This is a genomic window from Aeromonas sp. PI_26 (assembly GCF_027854445.1).
Taxonomy (GTDB): Bacteria; Pseudomonadota; Gammaproteobacteria; order Enterobacterales; family Aeromonadaceae; genus Aeromonas; species Aeromonas veronii.
Genome location: NZ_JAJNOE010000006.1, coordinates 24621 through 39023 on the forward strand (window position 1 = coordinate 24621; position 14403 = coordinate 39023).

The following is a 14403-nucleotide window of genomic DNA, read 5'->3' on the forward strand; positions in this document are numbered from 1 at the left end:
TTTTTGCTTGTTGCTCGCCGTTACTTCAACAGGCTGAAGATCAGCGCCGATACCGCCAGCGAACCGGTCAGCAGGATAAAACCGTTGGTCCAGCCGTGACGGAAGCGGGCCAGCGCCTCCACCTTGTAGATGGCAATTACCGGCATGATGAACAGGATCATGGCGATGACCGGGCCGGAGAGGGTCTCCATCAGTCCCAGAATGCCCGGGTTGATGACGGCGGCACCCCAGATGGCGAAGAACATCAGGGCGATACCCAGTTTGTCCGCCTTGGCCAGCGGCAGACCGGTGGGCTTGGCGAGCAGGCTTTTGAGGCTTTCGCGGGCACCGAGGAAGTGGCCGAGGAAGGAGGAGCTGATGGCGATAAAGGCGATGAGCGGCCCCAGAGTCACGATCACCGGGTTGTCTGTGATGTTGGCGAGATAGGAGAGCACAGAGACGTTCTGGGCCTTGGCTTCAGCCAGCTGGGCTGGCGAGAGGCTCAGCACGCAGGAGAAGACGAAGAACAGCACGAAGCCCACCAGCATCACAGTGGTGTTGCGCAGGATCAGGCCGCTCTTGGCTTCCGCCTGCTCGCCATATTCCCGACGCTGCACGTTGGCAAAGCCGGAGATGGCGGCGGCGTGGCTGAAAGCGAACACGGTGACCGGCAGTGCCAGCCAGACGGTATTGAGGAAGCTGACCCCTTCAAACGCCGTCACTTCCGGCCATTGCCACTGGGGAATGAGGTAGCAGGAGAGCGCCGCCAGAATGGCCGCCAGCGGATAGACCATAAAGGCGAAGGCGCGCAGCATCGCTTTCTCACCCGCCAGCATCACGGCGATCATGGCAAACACCAGCACGCCGGAGAGCATCACCCTATCCGGGGTCGTCATGCCGAGCTGGTTGACCATGAAGCTCTCTACCGTGTTGGTCAGCCCGACCCCGTAGATGAGCAGGATCGGGAAGATGGAGAGGAAATAGAGCGCCGAGATGAGGCGACCGGCCATCTTGCCGAAGTGCTCCTCCGCCACTTCAGTGAAGTCGGCGTGGGGGTGCGAAGAGGAAAGCACGAAGCGCGCCAGCCCGCGGTGGGCGAGGAAGGTCATGGGGCCTGCCAGTACCGCGACGATGACGAGAGGCCAGATCCCGCCCAGACCCAGATTGATGGGCAGGAACAGGATACCGGCGCCAACGGCGGTGCCAAACAGGCTGATAACCCAGTGGGTGTCGTGACGGCGCCAGCGGGTGATGCTGGCAGTGGTGGAGCAGGAACCGGATAGCTCCTTGGTAGCCTCTACAGATAAACTCATTACTAATTCACTTTTTGTTAGTGTTTTAATCTGAGTTCATTGTGGTTTATCGGGATTTAATTCTCAAAAAGCGAGACTGAAACATATCACTGCCATTGCGGGGTTTAGCCAGCGAGATTGGGAATGGAATCTGGTTCACAGAATGGAACAAAACTAATATTTGTGATTTTTGTGAAATATAAAACCAAAATTTAATCTGCTCTCGTTTTTTTATTTTGGCTAATCAGGTGTTTTCAGAATTACGTGAAAAATCGTACCATTTCTCGCCGACCGATTGTGATGTTTCACTATCATTTTGCCGCTTTGCCAGCGTATCACGCTGTTCAAGAGCGTCTTGACCAGCGGATCACACCGGCCATCACCCGGGGCAACTTCCCTGAAAAAGCAGGCGGCCATCGGGCCGCCTGCTTGTCTGGTGTGATGATATCGCTATCCGTTTAGTGGGCCAGAATGTTGCCCCAGGCGAGATCCGGATCCCCCATCACGATAAAGTCAGGGTTCTCCAGCGACTCGGTTTCGTTGTAACTGAGTGGCTGCAACGCCAGGCTGAGGATGCGGCCACCGGCCGCCTCGACGATGCACTGGGCGGCGGCGGTGTCCCACTCGCCGGTGGGGCCGAGCCGCACGTAGCAATCGGCTGCCCCTTCCGCCACCAGACAGGATTTGAGGGAGCTGGAACCAAGCGGGATCAGCTCGTAGTTGATGGCCGGGTTGAGGCGGCGGGTGAGGTTCTCCAGCTTCTGGCGGCGGCTGATAGCCACCACCAGTGAGTCGGGCTGATCATGCTCGTGATGCATGGCGCTGATGGGCAACACTTCGCCATTCACCTCCTTGAAGGCGCCGTAGCCGCGCACCGCCCAGTAGAGCACATTGGACTCGGGGGCGTAGATGACCCCGAGCACCGGCACATTGTCCCGCACCAGGGCGATCAGGGTGGCGAAGTCGCCGCTGCCCGCGATAAATTCGCCAGTGCCGTCGAGGGGATCCACCAGCCAGTATTGCCGCCAGTTGGATCGCTGGCTGAAGGGGATGTCGGCCGCCTCTTCGGTCAGCACGGGAACGTGGGGAGTGAGCGCCGACAGCGCCTGTTTGAGGTAGGCATCGGCAGCAAGATCGGCACTGGTGACCGGAGTGGCATCCTCCTTCAGCTGACGCTCGAACTGACCGCCATGATAGATGTCGTGAAGGATCCTTCCGGCTTCGCGGGCAATCTCCTTGACCCCCGGCACCCAGGCCAACAACTCCTGCATCTCGTTATCCTCTGTCTGTTAACTGCCCGTCTGCGGGCTACTTTGCCTGCTCGGCCAGCCACTTTTGGGCCAAGAGCAGGGCACTGATGCTGCGCGACTCGGTGAAGTCGGGTCGCGCCAGCAATTCGTCGATCCGGTTGAGGGGCCAGGGGATCACCTCCAGCGGTTCGGGCTCGTCGCCGATCCGCTGCTCGGGGAAGAGATCCCGCGCCAGCAAAATATCCATCCGACTGGAGAAGTAACCGGGGGCCAGCGACACCTGTTTGAGCAGGGTCAGGCTGTTGGCGCCAAACCCCGCCTCCTCCATCAGCTCCCGGTTGCCCGCCTCGAAGGCATCTTCGCCCGGGTCGATCAGCCCCTTGGGAAAGCCCAGCTCGTAGGAGTGGGTGCCGGCGGCATATTCGCGCACCAGCAGCAGGGTGTGGGCATCGAACAGCGGCACCACCATGACGGCGCCCCGGTTGCCGCCGCGCATCCGCTCGTAGACCCGCTCTTCGCCATTGGAGAATTTGAGGTGTAGCGATTCCACCTTGAACAGTCGGCTCTCGGCCACGATATCGGCCTTGAGGATCTCCGGCTTGCTCTTGGGGTGATCCAGTTGGTCGGCTGAGATGTGCTCGGGTTTGCTCTTGTGAGGGTCGCTCATCGGACGCTGGCTGCTCGTTAAAAAATCGTGCTTCAAGAGTAAACGACTCTCACACCGAACACCACGGGCCAGGGATGGCAAAGGGGGAGGAAAAATCCGTTATACTGCCGCCCCGTTTTCCGAGATCAGCGATCAAGAGGCCCGATGCCACACTCCTGCTCCACCACCTTGCCCTGGCACCAGATAGATACCGTCTTGCTCGATATGGATGGCACCCTGATCGATCTGCATTTTGACAACCACCTCTGGCAGCAGCTGGTGCCGGAGCGTTACGCCGAGCGGCTCGGTCTGCCGCTGGATGAAGCCAAAGCGCAGATCGACGTCCACTATCACGCCGTCAACGGCACCCTCAACTGGTACTGCGTGGATTACTGGAGCGAGACCCTGGGGCTCGATATTCGTGCCCTCAAGCAGGAGCTGCTGGCGAAGATCCAGTGGCGTCCTCACGCCATCCCCTTTCTGGCCGAGCTGCGCGCCGCGGGCAAGCAGTTGGTGCTCTTTACCAATGCCCACCCTGCCAGCCTGTCGGTGAAGGATGCGCAGTTGGGACTAAGCGATCATCTGGATTTGATGGTGAGTACCCACGAGCTGGGCTGGTCGAAGGAGAGCCAGTACTGCTGGCAGGCGCTGGCACAGCGGCTGGCGTTCGATCCGGCCCGTACCCTGTTTGTGGATGATAGCGAGCGGATCCTGCGGGCTGCCGCCGACTACGGTATCGGCTATCAGCTGGCGATCCAGAATCCGGACAGCTGCAAGCCGGAGCAGAACATCACCGCTTTTCCGGCGATCCGCGATTATGCGGAGTTGCTGCCGCTGGCAATCTGAATTTGCTGAAACGAGAGAGGGCTGCATCATGCAGCCCTCTTTCTTTGATTTGAATTTTGGTTATCTGACGCCTGATGGCGAAAAATCACAGCTCCCGAAACGGGCGCCGTTTCTCTTCCTCGATGACGATCGCCTCCAGATTGGCGATCCGCTCCTGTAGCTCTCTTATGATCATATCCTGCTTGCCGAGGCGATCGGTGATGCGGGCATCCCCCATCTGGTAGCGAGCCCGTTTGCCGAGATATCCGAACAATATGCTGATAAATACGATCAGGACTATGCCTGTCCACATGGTCATGTCACGACTCCTTGTCGTCTATAAACGGCGAAAACGCTGATGGATCCGTTCTGTTTTCTCATAGCCGCCAATTGGCCGCAATGGGGCCCATTGTCCCTTTGTGACGCAGACAGCTATTGCTGCCAGAGTGGCCGACCGACCCAGAGCGCCCACAGGGTGAGGTGCAACAGCACGATAAACCAGAAGACCAGCCGGTAGCTGCGCTTCTGGGTCTTGTGACGCAGCCACTGGCGGGCCACCAGAGCGCCCGGCCAGCCGCCGCACAGCTCCAGCAGATGGAGCCTAGATTCGGGAATGCGCCATTCACCCCGTACCGCCTGCCGCTTGTCCCAGGCGTAGGCTGCCACTGTCAGCAGACTCATGGTCAGCAGTGCGACCAGCGGCCACCACTGCTGTTCGCCTAGGCCGAGCCAGAGGGCGGCGCCCAGTGGCAGCAGCGCCAGCGCCATCATTGGGCCAACTCCCAGCAGCGCTCCTCGTCCTGCTTGAGGGTGCGGATCACCTTGGCCGGATTGCCCACCGCCACCGAGTCAGCCGGGATGTCGCGGGTGACCACGGCGCCGGCACCTATGATGGAGCGCGGCCCTATGGTGACGCCGGGGCAGATGATGGCGCCGCCGCCAATCCAGCAGTCGTCACCGATCCGCACCGGCTTGTTGTAGGCGGTCCAGTTGCGTCGCTCCAGATAGTTCATGGTGTGGGTGGCGGTGTAGATCTGCACGTTGGGGGCCAGCAGCACATGGCTGCCGATGTGCACTTCGCCCACGTCGAGAATGGTGACGTTGAAGTTGAAGAAGGTCTTCTCGCCGATATGAATGTTGCGGCCAAACTCGCAGGTGAAGGGAGTGCTGATCCAGCAGGAGTCGGGGCAGTGGCCAAAGAGCTCGCGGCAGATCTGCTGGCGCAGAGGGCCATCTCCCGCCGATGAACCATTGAGCTGGGCAAGCAGCGCCTGACCGCGGATCCGGTCGTTGGCTATCTCCTCGCTCTGGCTATTCAGTGCCCCGCCTGCCAGTACCTTGTCCCAGTCGCTCGCCATTGCTACCTCCTCATGCTGCAAGAGCAGGCAGTATACGTGACTGTCAGGGGCGCCGTCAGTCTGTCACTTGTTGCAGGTGATCCCCGTCAACCTGTGGGCCAGACGAGGGGCAGGATCAGCAGGGCCGAGACGAAGTAGGGGAGCAATACCCGCAGCCCGAGACTGCGCCCGCCGATGCCGAGGGCCAGCAGCCCCTTCACCAGCGAGTTGACCAGACCGGCCAGCAGGATGCCGCGGGCCGCCACCTCCAGCGCCAGCTCCTTGTGGGAGAGCTGGGAGAGCGACAAGGTGATGGCGTCCACGTCGGTGATCCCCGACACCAGCGCCAGCAGATAGACCCCCGAGTTGCCCACCCTGTCTTGCAGCAGGGTGGCCATAAAGCCGATCAGCGCCAGCAGCAGGCCGAACTTGATGGCGGTGGCAAGATCGAGCGGGTTGCTGGTTTCCGGCTTTACTGGGCCGTCAATCAGCTCCTCACGCTGACGCCAGAACCAGAAGGCAAAGCCGTAGACCGTGGCCGCCAGCAATACGAACGGGGCGGCGAGGCGCATCGCCAGTTCGCTGTGAATCAGCAGCACCAGTACCAGCAGCCGCAGCCACATGGTGGCCCCCGCCAGCAGGATGCCGGTGGCCAGCAGTCGCTCCAGCCCCCCCTGCTCCTTGTTGAGGCGGGCAAACTGCAGGGTGAGGGCGGTGGAGGAGGCCAATCCCGCCAGTATGCTGGTGAGCACCAGCCCGGCGCGGGTGCCGAGCAGACGTACTGCGAAGTGGCCACAAAACGAGATGCCGGCGATCACCACCACCATCAGCCAGATTTTGAAGGGATTGAAAGCATCGAGGGGCCCCATCTCCTCGTTGGGCAGCACCGGCAGCAGCACCAGCGAGATAAGCAGAAAGCGCAGGGTTGCGTGGAATTCGGTTTCGCTGAGAAACAGCATCCCCTGCTGGATCTTGCCCTTGAGCCCCATCAGCAGGGCAGCCAGCACGGCGCAGGCTACCGCCTCGCTCGGGCTCAGCAGCACCGACATCAGCCCCAGCAGGTAGGTGAGCAACATGGCCACCGAGCTGGTGAGACCGAACTCCCCTTGCCAGCGCTGGGCCAGCCAGACCGAGAGGCCGCAGCCGATCACCACCGCCAGCAGGCCGAGCAGCGGCAGCCAGGGGCCCAGGGTCGGCAGTAGCAAGCCGCAGACCCCGCCAAGCAGGCCGATGAGGCCGTAGGTCCGCATCCCGGCGATGCGCTGGTTATCCCCCAGCTGGCGCACCTGCCAGCCCCGCTCCAGCCCGATGATAAGGCCGATGGCCAGCGAGACCAGGGCTCCGTTGACCGGTTCTGCATTGATCCACATAACGACTTCCTTTTCGTCATCTGCCTGCCTTGTTCCCATGATGGCACAGCGAGCAAGGGGCCGGAGGGGCATGGCTCACAGAGTCTGCGTCCGGCTTCCGGTGCGGGTGGCTGAGTTAATATGAGCAAAAGAGATAAGCAAAGAGTTATTTCTTTCTTCTGGGCATAACAACTCCACGGCATGCTGTTCTCAACCCAACAAGATATGGAGTATCACCATGAAACTGCGAATGACCGCCCTGACCCTGCTCTCTCTGCTGGCATTTGGCCAGGCCAATGCCGCCGAGATCCGCCTGCTCAACGTCTCTTACGATCCGACCCGCGAGCTGTTTCAGGAGTACAACGCCGCCTTTGCCAAGGAGTGGAAGGCCAAAACCGGCGACGACGTGGTGGTGAGCCAGTCTCACGGTGGCTCCGGCAAGCAGGCCCGCGCTGTGGTGGATGGACTGGAGGCCGACGTGGTATCGCTGGCGCTGGCCTACGATGTCAACGCTATCGCCAAGGAGGGGTTGACCGCTGCCGACTGGCAGAGTCGTCTCGGCAACAACGCCTCGCCCTATACCTCCACCATTGTCTTCCTGGTGCGCAAGGGCAATCCCAAGCAGATCAAGGATTGGGATGATCTGGTGCGTAAGGATGTCGCCATCGTGACTCCCAACCCCAAGACCTCCGGCGGGGCACGCTGGAACTATCTGGCCGCCTGGGGGTATGCCCTGAAGAAGAGCGGCAGTGAAGAGGGGGCCAAGCAGTTTGTCGGCGATCTCTTCAAGAACGTGAAGGTGCTGGACTCAGGCGCCCGCGGTGCCACCACCAGCTTTACCGAGCGCGGTCTCGGTGACGTGCTGCTGGCGTGGGAGAACGAAGCCCTGCTGGTGCTTGGTCAGGCGGGTGCCAGCGACAAGTTCGAGCTGGTGGTGCCTTCGGTCTCCATTCTGGCGGAGCCGCCGGTCGCGGTGGTGGACAAGGTGGCCAAGAAGCACGGTACCGAAGCGGTGGCCAAGGCCTATCTCGATTATCTCTACTCTGACGAGGGGCAGCATATCGTCGCCAAACATCACTATCGCCCCAGCAACCCGGCGATCCTGAAGGAGACGGCAGCCCAGTTCCCGCAGCTTGCCTTCTTTACCGTCAAGGATCTGGAAGGGGATTGGGAGAAAGCCCAGAAGAAACACTTCGCCCAGGGCGGTCTGTTTGACCAGATCTATCAGCCGGGTCGTTGATAGCTTCGTTATCCATCACTGAACTGGCCCCTGTGCCAGCCGATAGGAGCACCAAGATGAACAAGATCCTCCTGGTTCCCGGTCTGCACAACAGTGGGCCGGATCACTGGCAGAGCCGCTGGCACGATCATTTTCCCCAATGGCAGCGGATGATCGGGCTACCTTGGGACAAGCCGGACCTCAGGGTCTGGAGTGCCAAGCTGGCGAGCAAGCTGAAACGTCGCCGCAGCCGGGTTCATCTGGTGGCTCACTCTTTTGGCGCGCTGACTGCCATTGCGGCGGCCCGCTTGCAGCCGGAGAAGGTGGCCTCGATCTTTCTGGTGGCGCCCGCCGATCCCGCCCGTTTTGGCATTGCGGATGAGGCCTTGGCCGGGCCGCTGCAGGTATCGGCCCAGCTGGTGGCCAGCCGCAATGATCCCTGGATGAGCTTTGAACGGGCCGAATACTGGAGCCGTCAGTGGCAGGTGCCGCTGTTCGATGCCGGTGAGGCGGGCCATATCAATGCCCAGTCAGGTCATGGGGACTGGCATCAGGGGCTGCATTTGCTGGGGGCTCTCTACCGCCGTGGTGAGCTGGTAGTGGCACCGGTCAAGGCCGCATCGCCCCGGCCGGTCGTATTGGGCTTTCGCTAGGTATCTGTGAAGTGGTTGGAGGGTTGTCGGGCGCGCTGTTCGCTGGCTACTCCATGCCCCGTTCTTTGAATGCTCCGCTCCGTATTGCTCCATTTCTTAGGTCTTTTATTTATATAAAAGACCTTTTTTTATTTGGAGTGCACCAAGAGCCTTGTGACTCTGCGGTTAGACAAAAAAGTGATTAGCAAAGTCGCAATTGATGTTTGTTGCCGATGAGGGGAGTGCGCAGAATCACCATATCGAAAATTCTTCATAACAGATGGATGTGTTATGCGATTTGGTTCTTATTCTGTCCTGCCCGGTTTTGGCCCCACCTTGGGGTTCAGCCTGCTCTATCTGGGCCTGCTGGTGCTGTTGCCGCTCTCGGCCCTGGTACTGTTTGCGATCAACAACCTGACCGCAACCGAGTTCTGGCAGGTGATCGGTTCACCCCGGGTGCTCGCCTCCTTTCGCCTGAGCTTCGGTGCGGCCTTTGTCGCGGCGCTGCTCAACAGCCTATTTGGCCTGATCCTGGCTTGGATCCTGGTGCGCTACACCTTCCCCGGTCGTCGTCTGGTGGATGCGCTGATCGACCTGCCATTTGCCATGCCGACTGCTGTCTCCGGCATCGCCCTGTGCGCCATCTTCGCCCCCAACGGCTGGATCGGCCAGTTGCTGGCGCCGCTCGGCATCCAGCTGGCCTACAACCCTATCGGGGTGGTCATCGCACTCACCTTTATCGGATTGCCGTTTGTGGTGCGTACCCTGCAGCCGGTGCTGCGGGAGGCTGAAACCGAGCAAGAGGAGGCGGCCGCCAGCCTCGGCGCCGATCGCTGGCAGACCTTTCTGCGGGTGCTCTGGCCGACCCTGGTGCCTGCCCTGCTCACCGGTTTTGCGCTGGCGTTTGCCCGTGGGGTGGGGGAGTACGGCTCCGTCATCTTCATCGCCGGCAACCTGCCGATGGTTTCGGAAATCGCACCGCTGATGATCATGAGCCATCTGGAGGAGTACGACTATGCCGGCGCCTCTGCCATTGCCGTGGTGATGCTGCTGATCTCATTCATTTTGTTACTGCTAATCAACAAGTTGCAGGCCTGGAGCTGGTCTCGTATCGGAGGGAGCCGGATATGAACGCATCGACACTCGCCCTTGAAGTCGCCCCTGTGGAGGTTGCTCCCGTGCGCAAGGCTCCGACTGTGATCCGCGAGCCCCAGTGGGTCAAGTGGCTGCTTATCACGGTGGGTCTCGGCTGGTTTGCCGCCCTGTTGCTGCTGCCGTTGGCCACCGTCTTTATTCAGGCGCTGAGCCCTGGGCTGGCCTTCTTCTGGCACGCGATCAGCGAGCCGGATGCCCTGAGCGCCCTCGGTCTGACAGCACTGGTGACCCTCTGCGCCGTTCCCCTCAATCTGCTGTTCGGGATTGCTGCGGCCTGGGCCATCGCCCGTTTCCGCTTCCCCGGTCGGCAGCTGCTCATCACCATCATCGATCTGCCCTTCTCGGTGTCGCCGGTGATCGCCGGTCTGATGCTGGTGTTGATGTTCGGCAGCCGCGGCTGGTTCGGTGACTGGTTGAGCGAACATGACATCAAGATCATCTTCGCCACCCCGGGGATCATCCTGGCCACCACCTTCATTACCGTGCCCTTCGTGGTGCGCGAGCTGCTGCCCCAGATGGAGGCGCGCGGCCCGGAAGAGGAAGAAGCCGCCATCATGCTGGGGGCGAGCGGTCTGCAGATGTTCTGGCGCGTCACCCTGCCCGGCATTCGCTGGAGCCTGATGTACGGCCTGCTGCTCTGTACCGCCCGCGCGGTGGGGGAGTTTGGCGCCGTGTCAGTGGTTTCCGGTCATATTCGCGGCCAGACCAATACCCTGCCGCTGCATATCGAGATCCTCTACAACGAGTACCAGACTGGCGCCGCCTTTGCAGTGGCAAGCCTCTTGGCTCTGTTCGGGATCTTCACCCTGCTCGGGGAAACCCTGTTGGCCCGGCTGCGTGCCCAGCCCACCAAATCTCACTGATCACCGTTTTAAAGAGGCAGCCATGAGCATTCAGGTTCAACAACTCAACAAGCATTTCAATCAGTACGCGGCGCTGGCAGACATCAACCTCGACTTTCACGACGGTGAGCTGGTGGCTCTGCTCGGCCCTTCCGGTTGCGGCAAGACCACCCTGCTGCGGATCATCGCCGGGCTGGAGCAGGCCGACAGTGGCAGCGTCATCATCCGCGGTGAGGACGCCTCGGATCTCCATGTGCGTGAGCGCAACGTCGGCTTCGTGTTCCAGCACTACGCCCTGTTTCGCCACATGACGGTGTTCGAAAACGTAGCGTTTGGCCTTAGGGTCAAACCGCGCAGCGAGCGTCCGGCCGAGGCGGCCATTCGTGCCCGGGTCAAAGAGCTGCTGGATCTGGTGCAGCTCAGCCACGTGGCCGAGCGCTACCCGACTCAGCTCTCCGGCGGCCAGCGTCAGCGGGTCGCGCTGGCCCGCGCGCTGGCGGTGCAGCCCAAGGTGTTGCTCTTGGACGAGCCCTTCGGCGCCCTCGATGCGCAGGTGCGCAAGGAGCTGCGCCGCTGGCTGCGCGAGCTGCACGACGAGCTGCACGTCACCAGCCTGTTCGTGACTCACGATCAGGAGGAGGCGCTGGAGGTAGCGGATCGGGTGGTGCTGATGAACGCCGGACGGGTCGAGCAGATCGGCACCCCGGCCGAGGTCTACGACCAGCCTGCCAGCTCCTTCGTCCACAGCTTTCTTGGCAGCGTGAACCAGTTCCGCGGTCGGGTAGCGGAGCAGGGATTCGGTGTCGGCGAGCAGCTGCTCGGCGGGCCGTCGGCTTCTCATCTGGCAAACGGCAGTGCCGCCATCGCCTATGTCCGTCCCCATGAACTGGAGATTCTGCCAGCCGATGCGCCGGGCGGGATCCGCGCCACCATCACCCGTCTGCTGCCCATGGGGCCACGCATTCGGGTGGAGCTGCGTGGCGATGGCGAGACCAAAGGGGCCCACTACGAGGCGGAGCTGAGCAAGGAGGCGGCCAAGCAGTTTGCCCCGGGACAGGGAGTACGGCTGGTGGCCAGACAGGCGCAGTTCTATCCCGATTACCAGATTTGATGTTGTGTTGCGGGTGGCATGGCTACCCGGGTTCAGGCGCTCTGCCGGGGCATGATCCGGCCAAATAACAAAAATGAGGGGGTGACCAGCTTGTGTCACCCACTCTTCGCAGGAGGCGACAAGGTGAATTTTCAGCAGTTACGAATTATCCGGGAGGCAGCGCGGCGGGATTACAACCTGACCGAGGTGGCCAACGCCCTTTTTACCTCGCAATCCGGGGTGAGTCGCCATATCCGCGAGCTGGAAGAGGAGCTGGGGATCGAGTTGTTCATCCGCTACGGCAAGCGGCTGCTCGGTATGACTGAGCCTGGCAAGGAGCTGCTGGTGATTGCCGAGCGCATTCTCAATGACGCCAACAACATCCGCAAACTGGCCAGTACCTTTGCCAACCGCGACTCGGGCCGCTTGCTGGTGGCGACCACCCATACCCAGGCCCGCTATGCCCTGCCGCGGGTGGTGAAGGCGTTTCGCGAGCAGTTTCCGCTGGTACAGCTGGAGCTGCGTCAGGGCAGCCCGGAGGAGATTGTGCGGCTGGTGCAGACCGGCGAGGTGGATATCGGCATCAGCAGCGAGCAGCTCGACAAGAGCGAAGGGGTGGTGGCATTTCCCTACTACCGCTGGCACCACAATATCGTGGTGCCCGAGCAACATCCGCTGGCAGGTGAGCGGGATCTGACGCTGGCGGCGCTGGCCAACTGGCCCATCGTCACCTATCAAGCCGGGTTGACCGGGCGGGTGCGGGTGGATGAAGCCTTTGCTGCGGCTGGCATTGAACCGCAGATCCTGCTGACGGCGCAGGACTCCGATGTCATCAAGACCTATGTCGAGCTGGAGATGGGGGTCGGCATACTGGCCGACATGGCGTTCGACGGCCAGCGGGATCAGGGGCTGGTACAGCTCGACGGCAGCCATCTGTTTGCCCCCCACACCGCCTGGATTGGCCTCAAGCAGGGGCAGTTCCAGCACAACTTTGCCTGGCAGTTTATCCAGCTCTGCAACCCCGAGCTGGCGCTGGCAGATATTCAGGCCCGCGCCATGGGCAGCGAGCCCGCCCTCGACTTCCAGATTTGAATCGGAAGAGATGACAGAAGGGGAGCCATTGGCTCCCCTTCTGCTATCCAGTGGGGAGTTACTTCACTTCATCCCACGCCATCTGCCAGTGGGAGCCAATGCCCGGCTCGTACTGGGTGGCTGTGGTGGTCCACTGCTGGCAGTAGCCGCTGTAGGGGAAGGGCTTGCACTGATAGACCTTGCCATTTTTCGGCTGCTGCACCTTGGTGCCGGCGGCATAGGATTTGAGCGAGTTCGGGAAGACGAAGTCGTATTCGCCGCTGCTCTGCTCCTTGAACATCAGATCCATGGTCTGCTGAATGGTCTCGCCGCCCGCTTTCGGGGTGGCCTTGATCACCAGCTGGTGGTGACCCGCCTTGAGCCCTTCCAGCGCCATGGTGAAGGTGTGGCTGCTGTCCTTGATGTCGGCACTGCTTTCACCCTTGGCGACGCCGCCGTGGTCATAGAGGGTGTTGGTGACAGCCAGATCGCCCTGTGCGGTGACGGTGAAATCGAGGGTTGTCTTGCCGTTGTCCAGCACATAGTCGCTGGCCAGACCGCTGACGCTGATGCTGTCCACCACTGGCGGTTGCAGCTGTTGCAGGTCAATCTCGACTCGTTCCAGCTTGCTGTTTCGCTTCAGATAGACGGGGTTCATACCGTAGACCGGATTGAACTGGCCATCGGCTCCTTGCTGACCGGCGCGGATCAGGCTCTGCTCGGCGTTGATCTTGCTGGCGAGGGCATGGGCCCAGCTGTTCTTCTGGCCCTGCTCGGCGGTGGTGATGGTCAGTACGGTCTGCAGCTCGGGGCGCTCGCCGTTGGCATCGAACACCCGGGTCATCGCCTTGTCACCCACCGCGAGGTCGATGGAGGGGTAGATGGTGCCTGCCTGGCTCCACTCCAGCGGCGGCTGGCTGCCATCTTTGAACTTGGCATCGATGATGTTGTAGAAGCTGTTGCTGGTGTCGCCCACTTCCCACACGCCGAGGATCACCTGATAACCGGTGCGATCCGGCAGGACACAGTTATGGGTCACTTGCTTGGGCGGCTGCACCATGTTGCCGTCGATGACGCAGAAGGGGGTCAGGTCGAACGAGGCGCGGGTGAGCGGCTGGTTGGGGTTCCAGTCCTGCTTGGTGAGGTAGTAGCGCCAGTTGCGGGTGACATGGTTGGCGGTAAAGGTCCAGCTGATGGTGAAGGGGCCGGGCTGTACTTCACGCTTGGTCCAGCGGTCGCTGGTCTGGATGTTCAGCTCGCTCCAGCGCGGGCTGCCCGCCGAGGCGATTTGACCATCCTGCGGGCCGGTTTGCGGGAAGCCTGAGGGGCCCTCCACGCTCTGGGGCTCCCACTGCACGCCGCCACACTGGCTGTTGCCACCGGTTTTGCACAGGTAGTTGCGGCTCTCGGGCTGGCTGATGTAGCCGTGGGCCAGGGCGCTACCGCTGGCCAGCAGGGCCAGCATCGCCGCGATGTGATTGAGTTGGATTTTTGCTGCCATACATTCCTCTGTTCGATAGATGTGGGCAGTCAGTTGGCCGGGGAGATCCCCGATGCACACTTGCGTGTGGCAACCCCGCTATCCTGGACAAAACGTCTGTAGACCGGAGGCTTTGCGTCCCGACCTTTCGGTCAGTTTGCCAAATGACTAGATGATTAGTGATGGGCCAAATGTTCGGCCATCACCATTGTGCACAGTATTGATTAATTATTTGA

General features: G+C 61.2%; 15 protein-coding genes and 1 riboswitch. Of the genes, 7 read left to right on the top strand and 8 right to left on the bottom strand.

The genetic code is table 11. The features are described 5' to 3' along the window. Window positions 1-20 precede the first annotated feature (20 nt). The 3 genes from LRL22_RS08460 to nudE form a co-directional block, all read right to left on the bottom strand. Complete coding sequence (locus tag LRL22_RS08460) at window positions 21-1292, bottom strand: aromatic amino acid transport family protein (protein ID WP_270905172.1); 1272 nt, start codon at window positions 1290-1292, stop codon at window positions 21-23. Between the two features lie 437 nt (window positions 1293-1729). Then, window positions 1730-2542 carry a 3'(2'),5'-bisphosphate nucleotidase CysQ gene (gene cysQ / locus LRL22_RS08465; protein WP_005357849.1) on the bottom strand — a complete coding sequence of 271 codons (813 nt, stop codon included), beginning with the start codon at window positions 2540-2542 and terminating at the stop codon, window positions 1730-1732. Between the two features lie 37 nt (window positions 2543-2579). Continuing rightward, on the bottom strand, window positions 2580-3188 hold the full coding sequence (gene nudE, locus LRL22_RS08470) for an ADP compounds hydrolase NudE (RefSeq protein ID WP_064338850.1): 609 nt from the start codon (window positions 3186-3188) through the stop codon (window positions 2580-2582). A gap of 144 nt (window positions 3189-3332) precedes the next feature. Here nudE and yrfG point away from each other — a divergent pair, with 144 nt between their 5' ends. Next, window positions 3333-4013, top strand: coding sequence for a GMP/IMP nucleotidase (gene yrfG, locus LRL22_RS08475; protein ID WP_219264772.1), 681 nt, complete (start codon window positions 3333-3335; stop codon window positions 4011-4013). Window positions 4014-4098: 85 nt separating this feature from the next. Here the strand turns inward: yrfG and LRL22_RS08480 are convergent, their stop codons facing one another. The 4 genes from LRL22_RS08480 to LRL22_RS08495 form a co-directional block, all read right to left on the bottom strand. Beyond that, on the bottom strand, window positions 4099-4311 hold the full coding sequence (locus LRL22_RS08480; RefSeq protein ID WP_245148109.1) for a hypothetical protein: 213 nt from the start codon (window positions 4309-4311) through the stop codon (window positions 4099-4101). A 113-nt stretch (window positions 4312-4424) separates the two neighbouring features. Next, a complete protein-coding gene (locus tag LRL22_RS08485) occupies window positions 4425-4763 on the bottom strand; it encodes a DUF1294 domain-containing protein (RefSeq protein ID WP_202002874.1) in 339 nt (112 codons plus the stop codon). Then, window positions 4760-5350: a sugar O-acetyltransferase gene (locus tag LRL22_RS08490; RefSeq protein ID WP_270905173.1), complete on the bottom strand. Its 591-nt coding sequence runs from the start codon at window positions 5348-5350 to the stop codon at window positions 4760-4762. Before LRL22_RS08490 ends, LRL22_RS08485 begins: the two co-directional genes overlap by 4 nt. An 86-nt stretch (window positions 5351-5436) precedes the next feature. Continuing rightward, window positions 5437-6699 (bottom strand): MgtC/SapB family protein, encoded by a 1263-nt coding sequence (locus LRL22_RS08495; RefSeq protein WP_270905174.1) that lies wholly within the window; start codon window positions 6697-6699, stop codon window positions 5437-5439. A gap of 217 nt (window positions 6700-6916) precedes the next feature. Between LRL22_RS08495 and LRL22_RS08500 the strand changes: the two genes are divergently transcribed. The 6 genes from LRL22_RS08500 (at window position 6917) to cbl (ending at window position 12708) form a co-directional block, all read left to right on the top strand. Beyond that, the gene (locus tag LRL22_RS08500; RefSeq protein WP_058056498.1) at window positions 6917-7918 is read left to right on the top strand and encodes a sulfate ABC transporter substrate-binding protein; all 1002 of its coding nucleotides are present in this window, start codon (window positions 6917-6919) and stop codon (window positions 7916-7918) included. A gap of 56 nt (window positions 7919-7974) precedes the next feature. After that, entirely contained in the window at window positions 7975-8550 is a 576-nt protein-coding gene (locus LRL22_RS08505) for an RBBP9/YdeN family alpha/beta hydrolase (RefSeq protein ID WP_151286175.1), read from the top strand. A gap of 270 nt (window positions 8551-8820) precedes the next feature. After that, window positions 8821-9660 (top strand): sulfate ABC transporter permease subunit CysT, encoded by an 840-nt coding sequence (gene cysT / locus LRL22_RS08510; RefSeq protein ID WP_236361398.1) that lies wholly within the window; start codon window positions 8821-8823, stop codon window positions 9658-9660. Then, the gene (cysW, locus tag LRL22_RS08515; protein ID WP_042030335.1) at window positions 9657-10547 is read left to right on the top strand and encodes a sulfate ABC transporter permease subunit CysW; all 891 of its coding nucleotides are present in this window, start codon (window positions 9657-9659) and stop codon (window positions 10545-10547) included. Before cysT ends, cysW begins: the two co-directional genes overlap by 4 nt. A 22-nt stretch (window positions 10548-10569) precedes the next feature. Further along, the gene (locus LRL22_RS08520) at window positions 10570-11637 is read left to right on the top strand and encodes a sulfate/molybdate ABC transporter ATP-binding protein (RefSeq protein ID WP_216995079.1); all 1068 of its coding nucleotides are present in this window, start codon (window positions 10570-10572) and stop codon (window positions 11635-11637) included. Window positions 11638-11760: 123 nt separating this feature from the next. After that, window positions 11761-12708 carry an HTH-type transcriptional regulator Cbl gene (cbl, locus tag LRL22_RS08525; RefSeq protein WP_270905175.1) on the top strand — a complete coding sequence of 316 codons (948 nt, stop codon included), beginning with the start codon at window positions 11761-11763 and terminating at the stop codon, window positions 12706-12708. A gap of 58 nt (window positions 12709-12766) precedes the next feature. Here the strand turns inward: cbl and gbpA are convergent, their stop codons facing one another. Further along, complete coding sequence (gene gbpA, locus LRL22_RS08530) at window positions 12767-14188, bottom strand: N-acetylglucosamine-binding protein GbpA (RefSeq protein ID WP_270905176.1); 1422 nt, start codon at window positions 14186-14188, stop codon at window positions 12767-12769. Between the two features lie 65 nt (window positions 14189-14253). Continuing rightward, a riboswitch (cyclic di-GMP riboswitch) is annotated at window positions 14254-14339 on the bottom strand. Window positions 14340-14403 lie beyond the last annotated feature (64 nt).